Origin of the sequence: Actinomadura soli, from assembly GCF_005889715.1 — a bacterium.
In the GTDB taxonomy this organism is placed as follows: domain Bacteria; phylum Actinomycetota; class Actinomycetes; order Streptosporangiales; family Streptosporangiaceae; genus Spirillospora; species Spirillospora soli.
On the sequence record NZ_VCKW01000036.1, the window covers coordinates 1 to 13,141 of the forward strand.

Annotated in this window: 14 protein-coding genes and 1 tRNA gene; 5 read left to right on the forward strand and 10 right to left on the reverse strand. The window is 72.0% G+C overall.

All coding sequences use genetic code 11. From position 1 onward, the window contains the following. Positions 1–85 precede the first annotated feature (85 nt). The 4 genes from ETD83_RS09625 to ETD83_RS09640 all read right to left on the reverse strand — a co-directional run bounded on the left by ETD83_RS09625 (position 86) and on the right by ETD83_RS09640 (position 2,262). Positions 86–159, reverse strand: a tRNA-Met gene (locus ETD83_RS09625). 50 nt (positions 160–209) lie between these two features. Further along, on the reverse strand, positions 210–1,256 hold the full coding sequence (locus ETD83_RS09630) for a YlbL family protein (RefSeq protein ID WP_138644722.1): 1,047 nt from the start codon (positions 1,254–1,256) through the stop codon (positions 210–212). A gap of 27 nt (positions 1,257–1,283) precedes the next feature. Continuing rightward, a complete protein-coding gene (locus ETD83_RS09635; protein WP_230420786.1) occupies positions 1,284–1,715 on the reverse strand; it encodes a molybdenum cofactor biosynthesis protein MoaE in 432 nt (143 codons plus the stop codon). A gap of 10 nt (positions 1,716–1,725) precedes the next feature. Then, positions 1,726–2,262 (reverse strand): PPA1309 family protein, encoded by a 537-nt coding sequence (locus ETD83_RS09640; RefSeq protein WP_138644723.1) that lies wholly within the window; start codon positions 2,260–2,262, stop codon positions 1,726–1,728. 109 nt (positions 2,263–2,371) lie between these two features. On the opposite strand from ETD83_RS09640, the gene ETD83_RS09645 reads away from it, so the two are divergent. Next, on the forward strand, positions 2,372–5,314 hold the full coding sequence (locus ETD83_RS09645) for a UPF0182 family membrane protein (protein WP_138644724.1): 2,943 nt from the start codon (positions 2,372–2,374) through the stop codon (positions 5,312–5,314). A gap of 33 nt (positions 5,315–5,347) precedes the next feature. Here ETD83_RS09645 and ETD83_RS09650 read toward each other — a convergent pair whose 3' ends face one another. Continuing rightward, entirely contained in the window at positions 5,348–6,430 is a 1,083-nt protein-coding gene (locus ETD83_RS09650) for an NAD-dependent epimerase/dehydratase family protein (protein WP_138644725.1), read from the reverse strand. A gap of 89 nt (positions 6,431–6,519) precedes the next feature. Between ETD83_RS09650 and ETD83_RS09655 the strand changes: the two genes are divergently transcribed. The 3 genes from ETD83_RS09655 to ETD83_RS09665 are packed head-to-tail and all read left to right on the forward strand — an operon-like array spanning position 6,520 to position 8,704. Next, positions 6,520–7,953: a zinc-dependent metalloprotease gene (locus ETD83_RS09655; RefSeq protein WP_138644726.1), complete on the forward strand. Its 1,434-nt coding sequence runs from the start codon at positions 6,520–6,522 to the stop codon at positions 7,951–7,953. Next, the gene (locus ETD83_RS09660; RefSeq protein WP_138644727.1) at positions 7,950–8,144 is read left to right on the forward strand and encodes a hypothetical protein; all 195 of its coding nucleotides are present in this window, start codon (positions 7,950–7,952) and stop codon (positions 8,142–8,144) included. Before ETD83_RS09655 ends, ETD83_RS09660 begins: the two co-directional genes overlap by 4 nt. 8 nt (positions 8,145–8,152) lie before the next feature. After that, complete coding sequence (locus tag ETD83_RS09665; RefSeq protein ID WP_230420787.1) at positions 8,153–8,704, forward strand: NUDIX hydrolase; 552 nt, start codon at positions 8,153–8,155, stop codon at positions 8,702–8,704. On the opposite strand, the gene ETD83_RS09670 is transcribed toward ETD83_RS09665, so the two are convergent. The 3 genes from ETD83_RS09670 to ETD83_RS09680 all read right to left on the reverse strand — a co-directional run bounded on the left by ETD83_RS09670 (position 8,686) and on the right by ETD83_RS09680 (position 10,806). Next, positions 8,686–9,354: a nucleotidyltransferase family protein gene (locus ETD83_RS09670; protein ID WP_230420788.1), complete on the reverse strand. Its 669-nt coding sequence runs from the start codon at positions 9,352–9,354 to the stop codon at positions 8,686–8,688. The genes ETD83_RS09665 and ETD83_RS09670 overlap by 19 nt on opposite strands. Further along, a complete protein-coding gene (locus tag ETD83_RS09675) occupies positions 9,351–9,884 on the reverse strand; it encodes a M48 metallopeptidase family protein (protein WP_138644728.1) in 534 nt (177 codons plus the stop codon). Before ETD83_RS09675 ends, ETD83_RS09670 begins: the two co-directional genes overlap by 4 nt. Before the next feature lie 133 nt (positions 9,885–10,017). Continuing rightward, a complete protein-coding gene (locus ETD83_RS09680) occupies positions 10,018–10,806 on the reverse strand; it encodes an enoyl-CoA hydratase/isomerase family protein (RefSeq protein ID WP_138644729.1) in 789 nt (262 codons plus the stop codon). Positions 10,807–10,981: 175 nt separating this feature from the next. Between ETD83_RS09680 and ETD83_RS09685 the strand changes: the two genes are divergently transcribed. Continuing rightward, positions 10,982–12,313: an ABC1 kinase family protein gene (locus ETD83_RS09685; protein ID WP_230420789.1), complete on the forward strand. Its 1,332-nt coding sequence runs from the start codon at positions 10,982–10,984 to the stop codon at positions 12,311–12,313. Positions 12,314–12,508: 195 nt separating this feature from the next. On the opposite strand, the gene ETD83_RS09690 is transcribed toward ETD83_RS09685, so the two are convergent. Together ETD83_RS09690 and ETD83_RS09695 are read right to left on the reverse strand one after the other, a co-directional pair. Beyond that, on the reverse strand, positions 12,509–12,697 hold the full coding sequence (locus ETD83_RS09690) for a hypothetical protein (RefSeq protein ID WP_138644730.1): 189 nt from the start codon (positions 12,695–12,697) through the stop codon (positions 12,509–12,511). A gap of 101 nt (positions 12,698–12,798) precedes the next feature. Next, the gene (locus tag ETD83_RS09695; protein WP_131877072.1) at positions 12,799–13,077 is read right to left on the reverse strand and encodes a WhiB family transcriptional regulator; all 279 of its coding nucleotides are present in this window, start codon (positions 13,075–13,077) and stop codon (positions 12,799–12,801) included. Positions 13,078–13,141 lie beyond the last annotated feature (64 nt).

The window sequence follows — 13,141 nt, forward strand, 5'->3', positions numbered from 1 at the left end:
GGGGGCTCCGGGGGGTCGACCCCCCGGGCAAAGCGAAGGATCCCCAGGAAGCCGCAAACGCGGCGACCAGGGGACCCCAGATCCGTAGCGGGGGCAGGATTTGAACCTGCGACCTCTGGGTTATGAGCCCAGCGAGCTACCGAACTGCTCCACCCCGCGGTGATGTTTCGAGTCTATGGCATGGGGCGGGGTGCTGCGTACGAACCGGGTCATTCGCAGGTGGGGACGTCGCCTTTGCCGGTGGTGAGGGCGTTGAGGGCCTGGACGGTGCCGTGGAGGGTGTCGGCGCGGACGAGGCGGAGGCCGCCGGGGCGGGAGGCGGCGGCGTCGGGGCAGTTGTCCTTGGGGGTGAGGAAGACGGTGGCGCCGGCCTTGCGGGCGGCGATCATCTTCTGCTGGATGCCGCCGATGGGGCCGACTTCGCCTTTGGCGGTGATGGTGCCGGTGCCGGCGATGAAGGTGCCCCGGGTGAGTGAGCCGGGGGTGAGTTTGTCGATGATGGCGAGGGAGAACATGAGGCCGGCGGAGGGGCCGCCGATGTCGCCGACGCTGATGTCGATCTTGAACGGGAACTTGTACTGGTCGGAGATGACGACGCCGACGGCGGCGCGGTCTCCGCTGGGGGTGGCGACGGTCTTGAGGGTGGTGGTGGCGGCCTTGCCGGCGCGGGTGTAGCCGAGGGTGACGCTGTCGCCGATCTTGTGTTTGGCCATGGTGCCGGTGACCTCGGCGACGTTGGTGACCTTGGCGCCGTCGACGGCGGTGATCTCGTCGCCGGTCTTGAGGACGCCGTCGGCGGGGCGGCCTTTCTGGATGCCGTCGACGACGACGCGGGTGGTGACGGGGATGCCGAGTTCGTGGAGGGCGGCGGCTTCGGCGCTCTGCTGGGAGTCCTGCATCTGGCGGGTGTTCTCTTCGTCGACCTTCTTGGGCGACTCGTCCTCCGGGAAGATCGTCTCTTCGGGGACGATGGCGGTGTCGCCGGCGATCCAGCCGCGGAGGGCGGTGAAGAGGTCGATGCGGCCGCCGGGACCGCCGCGGTAGGTGACGGTGGTGAAGTTGAGGTGGCCGCCGTCGGGGTAGGTCTGGCGGCCGTCGATCCTGATGAGGGGCTGGCCTTTGTCGTTGGTGCCGAGGGTGTTGCTCGTCGGACCGGGCATCAGCGCGACGTACGGGACCGGCATGGCGGAGCCGATGATGGCGAGCACGATCACTATCACGCTCGCGGCGGTGAGCGTGGCGGCACGACGGGACATGTCCGAAACCCTATGCGGTCGGGACGCTCAGCACGCGCCGACCCATTCGTCGCCGCCGTCGGCGAAGGTCTGGTGTTTCCAGATGGGCACGTTCGCCTTGAGGTCGTCGATGAGCCGGCGGCAGGCGGCGAACGCCTCGGCCCGGTGCGCGCAGGACGCGGCGGCGATGACGGCGAGGTCGCCTACGCGCAGGTCACCGACGCGGTGGACGGCGGCGAGCCCGTGGACGGGATGGTCGGCGGCGACCTTCTCCATGACGGCGCGGAGCTGCTGTTCGGCGCTGGGGTGGGCGCTGTAGCCGAGGCCGGTGACGGTCCGGGCGTGGTCGTGGTCGCGGACGGTGCCGATGAAGAGGGCGGTGCCGCCGGCGCCCGGCGCGGCGACGGCGGCGAGGACCTCGTCCACGGAGAGGGGCTCGTCGCGGACGCCGATCAGCCTGATCACGCTGTCGTGGCTCACGTTCCGCAGGTTACCCGTCGCCCGGCTCGTCCGGTTCGAAGGTGGCGGCGAGGGCCTCGGCGAGGGCGGGGACGAGGTCGGGGCCGGTGAGGACCTCGTCGTCGGTGTCGTGGCGGCGCAGCCGGAGGGCGGAGTGCCGGGCGCCGTCGCGGAGCACGCCGACGATCATGCGGACGTCCTCGCGTCCGGGGTGGGACGCGGCGAACGCGGCGGCCTCGGCGTCGTCCTCGGGGATGTCGGCCTCGGCTTCGGGCGGCAGGACGACGCGTTCCATGATGAGGGCGCAGCCTTCGACGGTTTCGGGCCAGGCGATGGTGGCTAGGGCGTCCTCGACGGCGTCGCGATCGGGGAGAGCGGGCTGTTCGAGCGCGGCGAGGGTGTCGGCGTCCGCGGGCAGGCCGAGCTGGTCGGCGAGGTCGGGCTCGGCCTGGCGGAGTTCGGCGCTGCGGACGAGGGCGTACAGGCGGGGCGCGGCGTCCCACCCTTCCTGCGCCGAATGGCGTTCGAGGTCCAGGACGACTTCTTCGAGGAGGCTCACGGGGCCCATCTTTCCCCCTTTCGGCGCATGGACATGCGGGAACCCCCGCGCCAGTCGGTAAGTTGCTTCTACAGCACCGGCGGGGCCGCCGGTGGCGAGATCTCGATCGGAGGGGTCAGTGACCTTCCGGACTCCCGGCTTCGGGCGCCGGCTCGGTACCGGGCGGACGCGGCTGGTGCTGCCCGCGCTGGTGACGTTGGCCGTGCTCCTGATCGCGTTCATGGTCTTCACGGCGACCTACACGAACCTGCTGTGGTACGACTCCATCGGCTTCCAGAAGGTCTACACGACGCAGATCCAGGCGAAGGTGGTGCTGTTCTTCGGGGCGGGGCTGCTGATGACGCTGGTGGTGGGCGCGAACGTGGCGGTGGCGTACCGGCTGCGTCCCGCGTACCGGCCGCTGTCGGTGGAGCAGCAGGGCCTGGAGCGGTACCGGGCGGTGATCGATCCGCGGCGGCGGCTGATCGCGTGGTCGCTGCTGGGGCTGCTCGGGGTGCTGACGGGCTCGTCGGTGGCGGGCCAGTGGCCGGTGTGGCTGGCGTTCCTGAACCGGACGTCGTTCGGCGTGAAGGACCCGCAGTTCCACAAGGACGTGTCGTTCTACGTCTTCACGTATCCGTTCCTGCGGCTCATCATCGGTGTGATCTTCGCGACGGTGATCCTGTCGATCCTGGCCGCGGTGATGGTGCACTACCTGTACGGGGGGCTGCGGCTGCAGGGGCCGGGCGACAAGGCGTCCCCGCCCGCGCGCGCCCATCTGTCGGTGCTGTTCGGGCTGTTCATCCTGATGAAGGCGGTCGCGTACTGGTTCGACCGGTACGGCCTGGTGCATTCGGAGCGGGGCGTGCGGACGGGCGCGTCCTACGCGGACGTCAACGCGCTGCTGCCCGCGAAGACGATCCTCATGATCATCGCGCTGCTGTGCGCGGTGATGTTCTTCAGCAACCTGCTGCGGCGCGGGATGATGCTGCCGGGCGTCGGGTTCACGCTGCTGGTGCTGTCGGCGATCCTGCTGGGCGGGGTGTATCCGCTGCTGATCCAGCAGTTCCAGGTGAAGCCGGACGAGCTGGCCAAGGAGCGCACGTACATCCAGCGCAACATCGAGTTCACCCGGCAGGCGTACGGCGTGGACGGCGCGAAGGTCGTCCAGTACGGGTCGCAGCCGGTGACCGACAAGAAGAAGCTGCAGGAGGAGGCCGACTCGCTCGGCGGCGTCCGCGTCCTCGACCCGGCGGTGGTGGGCGAGACGTTCCGGCAGTTCCAGCAGATCAGGCCGTTCTACCAGTTCCCCGACACGCTGGACGTCGACCGCTACCAGGTCGACGGCAAGCAGGTCGACACGATCGTGGCGCTGCGGGAGCTGTCCGGGGCGCCGGCGGAGCAGCGGAGCTGGGTCAAGGACCATCTCGTCTACACGCACGGCTACGGTTTCGTGTCCGCGTACGGGGACCGGTTCGCCGAGGGCAACGTGCCGGAGTTCATCACCAAGAACATGCCGGTGTCCCCCGACCAGAAGATCAAGGTGGCGAAGCCGGAGATCTACTTCGGGGAGCGGTCGGCGCGGTACTCGGTGGTCGGGGGGCAGGGCCAGCAGGAGCTGAACTACCCGGACAACAGCGAGAAGGGCCAGCAGAGCAGCACCTATGACGGGGACGGCGGCGTCCCCATCGACTCGTTCCTGAACAAGCTGCTGTACTCGGCGAAGTTCCAGGACAAGAACCTCCTGCTGTCCGGCGCGATCAACCGGAACGCCAAGATCCTCTACGACCGGTCGCCGCGGCAGATGGTGCAGAAGGCGGCGCCCTGGCTGACGCTGGACGGCGACCCGTACCCGGCGGTGGTGAACGGCCGGATCCTGTGGATCGTGGACGGCTACACGACGTCCAACGGCTACCCGTACTCGGAGGAGATGAGCCTCGGCGACGCGACCCGCGACACCATCACCGACACGCGGTCGGCGGTGGCGCGGCAGGCCGACGACCACATCAACTACATGCGGAACTCGGTCAAGGCGACGGTGGACGCCTATGACGGCTCCGTGCACCTGTACCAGTGGGACGAGAACGACCCGATCACGAAGACGTGGATGAAGGTGTTCGACGACACCGTCCAGCCGCGGTCGTCGATCCCGCCGGAGCTCGAGTCCCATTTCCGGTACCCGCAGGACATGTTCAAGGTGCAGCGGAAGATCCTCACCCAGTACCACGTGACGGACCCGGGTGCGTTCTACAACGGCGAGGGCTTCTGGGAGGTGCCGGAGGACCCGTCCGCGAAGGGCAAGCGGCAGCCGCCGTACTACCAGAGCCTGCGGATGCCGGGCCAGGACGCCGAGTCGTTCTCGCTGACGACGGTGTTCACCCCGGGCGGCAACACGCGCACCAACCCGCAGCTCGCCGCGTTCATGTCGGTCGGGTCGACGCCGGGACGCGACTACGGGCAGATCCAGGTCCTGCAGATGCCGCGCAACGCGCAGCCGCCAGGGCCCGGCCAGGTGCAGAACTCGTTCGAGACGGACCAGAAGGTGAAGGGCGACCTGTTCACGCTGCGGCAGGGCGGGACGAAGACCGTGCCGGGCAACCTGCTGACGATCCCGTTCGGCGGGAGCCTGCTGTACGTCGAGCCGATGTACACGAAGGCGGCGGGCGGCAAGGAGAACCAGCCGTATCCGATCCTCGGCAAGATCCTGGTCCGGTACGGCAACAGCATCGTCGCGGCGGACACGCTGGAGGACGCGCTGCGGCAGCTCCTAGGCGGCACCGGCGCCGGCGCGGCGCCGCCGACAGGGACGCCGCCGACGAGCGGGCAGCTCAGCCCCGAGCTGCAGCAGGCCCGCGCCAACCTGCGCAAGGCGCTGCAGGAGTTCGAGGCCGCCCAGAAGCAGGGCGACTACACGAAGATGGGCGAGGCTTGGAAGGCGATCAAGGCGGCGGAGGCGGCGCTGTGGTCGGCGGGCCAGGGCCCGCCGGCGGCGCAGCCGAGCCCGTCGCCGAGCCCGTCCGGGTCGCCGTCGGGTTCGCCCAGCCCGTCCGGGTCGCCGTCCGCCGCGCCGTCGACCAGTTGACCCTGCCCGGGCCGGGCCGGGCGGGGTCAGGGGTCAGCGGCGGCGTTTGCGGGCGCGGCGGATGGCGGCGGCCGCGCCGATCGCGGCGACGGTGGCGCCCGCGGCGGTCGCCATGGTGGCCTCCTTGCCGCCGACGCGGCGTCCGACGACGGCGTGCCGCCCGGCGGTCTCCTCCATCACGGCGCGCAGCGCGGCGACGTTGTCGTACAGGGGCTTCCAGCCGGCGGCGCGGAGCCGGGCGCAGTCCACGACCCACGGGTAGGCGACGTAGTGCAGGTCGGTGGCGGGCGCTGGGGTCATCCCGAGCCGGTGCAGCCGCTGCGCCATCCCGAAGGTGAGCGCGGCGGGCAGCTCGAAGCTCCGCTTCCCGGTGACCTCGGTGACCTCGTCGGGGCCGAGCCACCCCTCGCAGCCGACCGCCAGGGGGCCGGTGACGTCCTCGGTGACGACGACGTCCAGCGCGGACGCGAGGTCCTCGATGTGGCAGAACTGCCAGCCGGGCGTGCTGCCCTTGACCGACAGCAGCCGGGGCGCCTCGAAGTGCCGGGTGACGACGGTGTCGACGCCGGGCCCGGCGAGCGCGGCGGGGCGGACGACGGTGACGTCCAGCCCGGGGTGGGTGACGGGCGCGGTCGCGGCCAGCTCCTCCATCTCCAGGTAGTCCCCGGCGATGGACGTGCTGGCCTCGGCGAGCAGCGGCGCGTCCTCGTGCAGCGGGACCTCGTTGCCGGATTCCGCCCCGTACACCATCGCGGACGTGACGAGGACCACACGGCGGACGCGGGCGGCGGCGGCCGCGGTGACGACGGTCTGGGCGCCGCGGACGTTGTGGGTGCGGCGGTCGCGGGGGTCGACGTCCGGGGAGTGCTCGACGTCCAGGTTGACGATCACGTCGACGTCCGACAGCCGGTTGGACAGCAGCGGGTCGCGGATGTCGACGACACGCCAGGTGACCCCGGGCACATCGCCGCGGTGCCCGTCGATGGCGACGACCTTGCGGATCTCCTGCCGCTCGGCGAGCCTGGCGGCCAGCAGCCGCCCCGCACCGGAGGCGGCGCCGGTGACGGCGACGACCGGGCCCTTGCTACGCCGAGGGCGAACCTTGCCCGTTGCCACGGGGGTGCCCCCTTCCTTGTGTACGCGACCTTGCCAGGACCGGCTAACGTTGCGGATATGAGCCCATCATGCATCCCAGGGGCGATCCGATGAGCAACACTCCCTTCGGCTTCAATCGTCCCGGCGACGGTGACGACGACGACCGGCCCCAGGATCCATTCAAAGGCATGGGCGGCGACATGGCGCAGTTCGCCGACATGCTGCACCGGTTCGCCGACATGATCGGCGGCCAGGGCATGGGCGGCGCCGGCGGCGGCCCCCTGAACTGGGATCTGGCCAAGAACATCGCGCGGCACCAGGTGGTGGAGCAGGGCGACCCCTCGGTCGTCGACAGCGAGCGGCGCCAGGTGGAGGAGGCGCTGCGCCTGGCCGACCTGTGGCTGGACGACAAGACGACGCTGCCCGCCGGGATCCGGACGCCGCAGGCGTGGAGCCGGTCCGAGTGGATCGAGCAGACGCTCCCGGTGTGGGCGAAGGTGTGCGACCCGATCGCGGCGCGCATGGTCGAGTCGATGGGCGGGGCGCTCGGCGGCTCCGGCGGCGACATTCCCGCCGACATGCAGGCGATGGCCGGCCCGCTGATCGGGATGGTCAAGCAGATGGCGGGCGCGATGGTCGGCGGCCAGGCCGGGCAGGCGCTCGGTGGGCTGGCCCGCGAGGTGACCGGCTCCGCCGACGTGGGCCTGCCGCTCGCGCCGGACGGCGTCGGCGCACTGCTGCCCGCGGGCGTCGCGGCGTTCGGCTCGGGCCTGGAGGTCTCCGGCGACGAGGTCCGCCTGTATCTGGCCCTTCGGGAGGCCGCCCACCAGCGGCTCTTCGCGCACGTCCCGTGGCTGCGCTCGCATCTGCTGGGCGCGGTGGAGGAGTACGCGCGGGGCATCACCGTCGACCTGTCGGGCATCGAGCAGGCCGTCCAGGGTCTCGATCTGTCAAACCCGGAGGCGATCCAGGAGGCGCTCGGCGGCGAGATCCAGCTCCAGCCGGAGGAGACGCCGCGGCAGAAGGCGGCGCTGGCCCGGCTGGAGACGACGCTCGCGCTGGTCGAGGGCTGGGTCGACACGGTGGTCAACGAGGCGGCGGAGGGGCGGCTGCCCGGTTCGGTGAAGCTGGCCGAGGCGGTGCGGCGGCGCCGCGCGACGGGCGGCCCGGCGGAGCGGACGTTCGCGACGCTGGTCGGCCTGGAGCTGCGGCCGCGGCGGCTGCGCGAGGCGGCGGCGCTGTGGCGGACGCTCACGCAGGTGCGCGGCACGCAGGGCCGGGACGCGATCTGGGACCACCCCGACCTGCTCCCGACGTCCGGCGACCTCGACGACCCGGACGGGTTCGTCCACGGCCGCGACGAGATCGAGGGCCTGTCCGACCTGGACCTGTCGAACCTCACCAAGGCGCCGGACGAGGGCGAAGCCAAGAAGGCAGACGAGAAGCCGGACGAAAAGCCTGACGAGAAGCCGGACGACGAGGGCGGCGGCGATGGCGGCGGTGGCTCGGGCGAGGGTCCAGGCGGCGAGGGGCCCCGCGCATGAGCGTGTCGCGTGAGTCGTCCGGGTCGCCGGTGTCGCGGGTGAACGGCTGCCGGTACGCGGCGGCGTCGTCCACGAACGCGATCAGGCGCCGCGTCGCGCGGGCGAGCCTGTGCTGGCAACGGCCCGTCGATCACGAGCGACGGCGCCGCAATCCCGTCAACTCCCGTTACCCGCGCGTGGGCCGCACGTGACGGAGGGCGTGCCGCGGGGCACCCTGTACGAGGACGCCGTGCGGGTCCTGTCGTCGTGGGAGGCGCCCGACGCCGGGCAGGAGGACGTCCGCCTCGGTTTCCTGCGGCACCTGGAGGAGTACCCGGCGGACGGGATGTGGCGGGAGTGCGCGGCGGGGCACATCACCGCCAGCACCGCCGTTCTCGACGCGTCCCGCGGCCGCGTGCTGCTGACCCTGCACGCGAAGTTCAAGCTGTGGTTCCAGCTCGGCGGGCATTGCGAGCCCGGCGACGTCACGCTCGCGGGGGTGGCACTGCGGGAGGCGACGGAGGAGTCCGGCATCGGGGATCTGCGGCTGCTGCCCGGGCCCGTCCAGCTCGACCGGCACGCGGTCCGCTGCCACCCGGACGGGACGTGGCATCTGGACGTCCAGTACGCCGCGATCGCCCCCGAGGACGCGCGGCACACGGTGAGCGACGAGTCGGACGCCCTCGCCTGGTTCCCGTTGGACGGCCTCCCCGAGCCCACCGACGACGCCCTCCGGCGGCTCGTGGCGCGCTGTCAGGAGCTCAGCGGGTGACCTTCGAGGAGGGCGCGGGTGTTCTCCCAGCCCTCCAGGCCCGGGTCGAGGAACCGCAGGTCGCGGACGGTGCGGAGGCGATGCCAGCCGGGCCCCTGCGGGACGAAGCCGGGCCGCGGCGCGGCGGCGCGCAGCCGGGCCAGCGCGTCCGGCGTGTCGAGATCGACGTCCCGCAGGGCCGTCGCGAGCCAGCCGGGCAGCGGCAGCCGGGCGGCGAGCGCGACGAGCCCGGCGCGGCCGTCGGCATGATCGTCCGATTGGACGGCGCAGGCGGCGGACGGGGCGTGGCCGAGGGCGCGGAACAGCTTGCCGATCAGCAGCGGCGGCAGGTCGGGGGCGTCCGGCGCGACCAGCGCGGCGGTGGCGGCGCCGAGCGCGTGCAGCGCCGCGAACGCGCCCGCGAGCGTCGGCTCCCGGACGATCGGAGTGCCGGGCCAGGTCACGGCCTCGGCGTCCGGCTGGTCGGGCGGGTCGAGGACGAGCGCGGACGTCACCAGTTCGAGCCCGGCGACGACCTCGTAGGTGTCTTCGAGCAGCGCGAGCCGGAACGCGCGGGGGTCGATGCCCGGCGGGACGTCCAGCGGACGGCCGGGAAGGGAGAGCACCGCGGCGAACCGCGCCGGAGCACCCGGCCCCGGCGGGTGGGTCACCCGGCGACCTCGTGCGGGAAGTCGTCCCCGTGGTGGACGCCGTCGCCGGCGATCTCGTCGTCCGGCGCGTCCGCCTCGAGGGGCAGGTGCGCGGCGGCGGCGACGCCCTCCAGGTAGCCGCGGGCCCGGTCGGCCTTCGGGTAGTTGCCGACCAGGTCCCAGAAGTCGGCGCCGTGCCCCGGGATGAGCAGGTGCGCCAGCTCGTGGACCAGGACGTAGTCGACGACCCACCCGGGCATGCCGCGCAGGCGGGTGGACAACCGGATCGTTCCGTCGTCGGGGGTGCACGATCCCCAGCGGGTGCGCTGGTTCGCGACCCAGCGGACGCTGACGGGGTCGGCGCGTCCGTCCAGGTAGCGGCGGGACAGCTCCCTGGCCCGCGACTGGAGATCGGCGTCGCTGGGCCGCCGGCGGCGTTCCCTCTCTTCGAGCCGCTCCAGGATGGTCGCGATCCACTGTTCCTCTTCGGCCTTGCTCAGCCTGGACGGAACCATCACCACCACCTTGTCGCCGTCGCGGTAGGCGGACACGGTTCGCCGACGCCTCGCGCTGCGACGGACCTCAACGTTAGGGGGCACGCCTGAACCGTACTCGAAAATTTGCCTCCACCACAGGGGGTGTTTGACGTTGTCGCAGGTCAGAAGCCCTGTTTTTGACAGTCGTTCATTCACCGGTGAACCGCGGGACGCGCTTGTCCCGCTGGGCCGCGAGCCCTTCCAGCATGTCCCTGGACGACATCGTGACGGGCTGCGCGAGCGACTCCCAGCGCAGCGCCGCCTCCATGCCGCCGTGCCCGCCGCCGGACAGGGCGGCCTTGGTGAGCCGGGTGGCGATGGGCGCCTGCGCGGCGACCCGGCCGGCGACGGTGAGCGCCTCGTCCAGGACCTGCTCGCCGGGGACGGCCTTGTTGACCAGGCCGTATCGCTCGGCCTCGGCGCCGGTGACGACCCGTCCGGCCAGGAGCATCTCGCGGGCCAGCGGCAGCCCGGCGACCTCGGGGAGCAGCCAGGTCGCGGCCATGCCGGGGTGCAGCCCGAGCGCGGTGAAGGGGGCGAGGAGCTTGGCGTCGGACGCCGCGTACCGCAGGTCGCAGGCCAGCGCGAGGCACAGCCCGGCGCCGACGGCGTGCCCGTTGACGGCGGCGATCGTCGGGACCTCCAGGCCGCGGATCGTCAGCCAGGCCCGGTAGAAGGCGAGCATCCGGTCGCGGAGCGCGGGGACGGCGACGTCGCCCGTGCCGGCGAGCCAGGAGAGGTCGCCTCCGGAGCTGAAAGCGCTGCCGGTGCCGGTCACGACGACGCAGCGGACGCCGGTGTCGCCGCGCAGGTCCTCGATCGCGCTCTGCCAGGCCGCGGTCATCTCGTCCGACATCGCGTTGCGGCGGGCGGGGTCGTTCAGCGTCAGGACGGCGATCCCGCCGGGGCGGCGTTCGGCGAGCAGCGGTTCGGGCATGGCCCGCACCGTACCGCGCCGCCCGCCGGGCCCGGGCCACAGCCCCCGCCAGGGGCGTGAGAAAGCGCACACTTACCGTGTCACCGCAGGTCAGGTCGCCGCACGGTGGCCGGCTCCCGCGTTACTTACGGATGGTTATGGCGTGAACGACGGTCGATCACCGACAATGGTCCGCGTGAGCGATCTTCCCCGCCGCGCGGTGACGCGGTCAGCAAAGCTGGCGTCCCTCCCCATCGGCTTCGCGGGGCGCACCGCGCTCGGCATGGGGAAGCGGACGTTCGGCCGCCCGGCCGAGACCGTGGCGATGGAGATCCAGACGCGGACCGCCGAGCAGCTGTTCAAGGTGCTCGGCGAGCTCAAGGGCGGGGCGATGAAGCTCGGCCAGATGCTGTCGATCTTCGAGGCGGCGCTGCCGCCGGAGATCGCCGGACCGTACCGCGCCACGCTGACCAGGCTGCAGGAGGCCGCTCCCCCGCTGCCGGCGGCGACCGTCCACACGGTGCTCGCCGAGTTCCTCGGGGACGACTGGCGCGACTACTTCGAGTCGTTCGACGACCGGCCGGCGGCGGCCGCGTCCATCGGCCAGGTGCACCGCGCCGTCTGGCACGACGGGCGGCACGTCGCCGTCAAGGTGCAGTACCCGGGCGCAGGGAAGGCGCTGATCAGCGACTTCAACCAGCTCGCCCGCCTCGGCCGGCTGTTCGGCGTGCTGATGCCGGGCCTGGACGTCAAGTCGATGCTCGCGGAGCTGAAGGAGCGGGTGGTCGAGGAGCTCGACTACACGATCGAGGCCGAATCCCAGACGATCTTCCGGGACGCCTACGGCGACGACCCCGACTTCCACATCCCCGAGGTCATCGCGCAGAACGGGAACATCCTGATCAGCGAGTGGATGGACGGCACCCCCCTCTCGAAGATCATCAGCGAGGGTGATCAGGAGACGCGGAACCACGCGGCCCTGCTGTACTGCCGCTTCCTGCTCTCGGGGCCGAAACGGTGCGGGATACTGCACGGCGACCCGCATCCCGGCAACTTCCGGCTGCTGGCGGACGGCCGGCTCGGCGTCCTCGACTTCGGCGCGGTCGACCGCATCCCCGGCGGCTTCCAGCGGCGGCTCGGCCTGCTGCTGCGCATCGGCACGATGGCCGACATCGACGAGATCGAGGAGGCGCTGCGCCGCGAGGACTTCATCCGCGAGGGCGTGGAGATCGACGCCGACTCGCTGCAGGCGTTCCTCGCGCCGATCACCGAGCCGTTCGTGACCGAGACGTTCAGGTTCAGCCGCGAGTGGCTGCGCGACATGGCCGCCAGGGTGACGGACCTGCGTCCGGGCAATGTCGTCCGGCAGCTCAACCTGCCGCCCGAGTATGTGATCATCCACCGGGTGCTGTCGGCGGGCACCGGCGTGCTGTGCCAGCTGGACTGCGAGATCCCGGCCCGCGCCGAGTCGCTGAGGTGGGTGCCGGGATTCGCCGACGACGAGGACGGCGAGCTCATTTCGAGCTGACGGGAAGGCTCAGCGAGGCCCCGCGCATTGATGGGATGCGCGGGGCCTCGCTTTTCGCGCGTCCGGGTGAGTGGGCCACCTGGGACGCGCTCCAGGCGCCCGCCGGGAGGCGCGCTCGTCCGCCATACCATCCAAGAAGGGCGGGCGGCGGCCTGCGACCGGTGCGGGCGACTATCTGGCCGGTAAGCCGGGGTTTCAGTTCCGTTGCAGCGACGTCGACGTCTGCAGGTACGTTTCGGCGGGCGCGGTGTTCGGGAAATGCACGCTGGTGGCGGACGGCGCGGTCGGCGCGAGCAGGACGCGCCGCACGCGCGAAGCCCTCGTCTGCGCGTCGCGGCGCGCGCGCCGCAGCGCGCGCACGCGGACGGCCAGGTCGTCGGGCATGTCGCGGGATCGGATGGACGGGTTCGCTCCGGCGGCCCGGAGGCGCGGTCCCTGTGCGGGGGCCGCGCCTCCGGGGTCGACGGGAGCCGGCGGAGCCGGCATCAGACGGTCACTTCGTCGGGCCGCGGGTGCTTGCGCGGGCGGCCACGCGGCCGCTTGCGCGGGACGATCACGCCGCGGACGAACAGCTCGCCGCCCCAGACGCCCCAGGGCTCCTTGCGCTCGAGCGCCCCGGCGAGGCACTCCTTGCGGAGCGGGCACTCCAGGCACAGGGCCTTGGCGAGCTCGACGTCGGCGGGAGCCTCGGCGAAGAACAGCTCCGGGTCGGTCCGGCACGGAAGAGTGAGGTCCTCCTCGCTTACTGCGAGTGCCCCCTGCATCACAGTCACCCTTGTTCCTCTCGTTGGATCTCAACGGGCGTGTCGGTGGGTTGTCCTGGGCAAA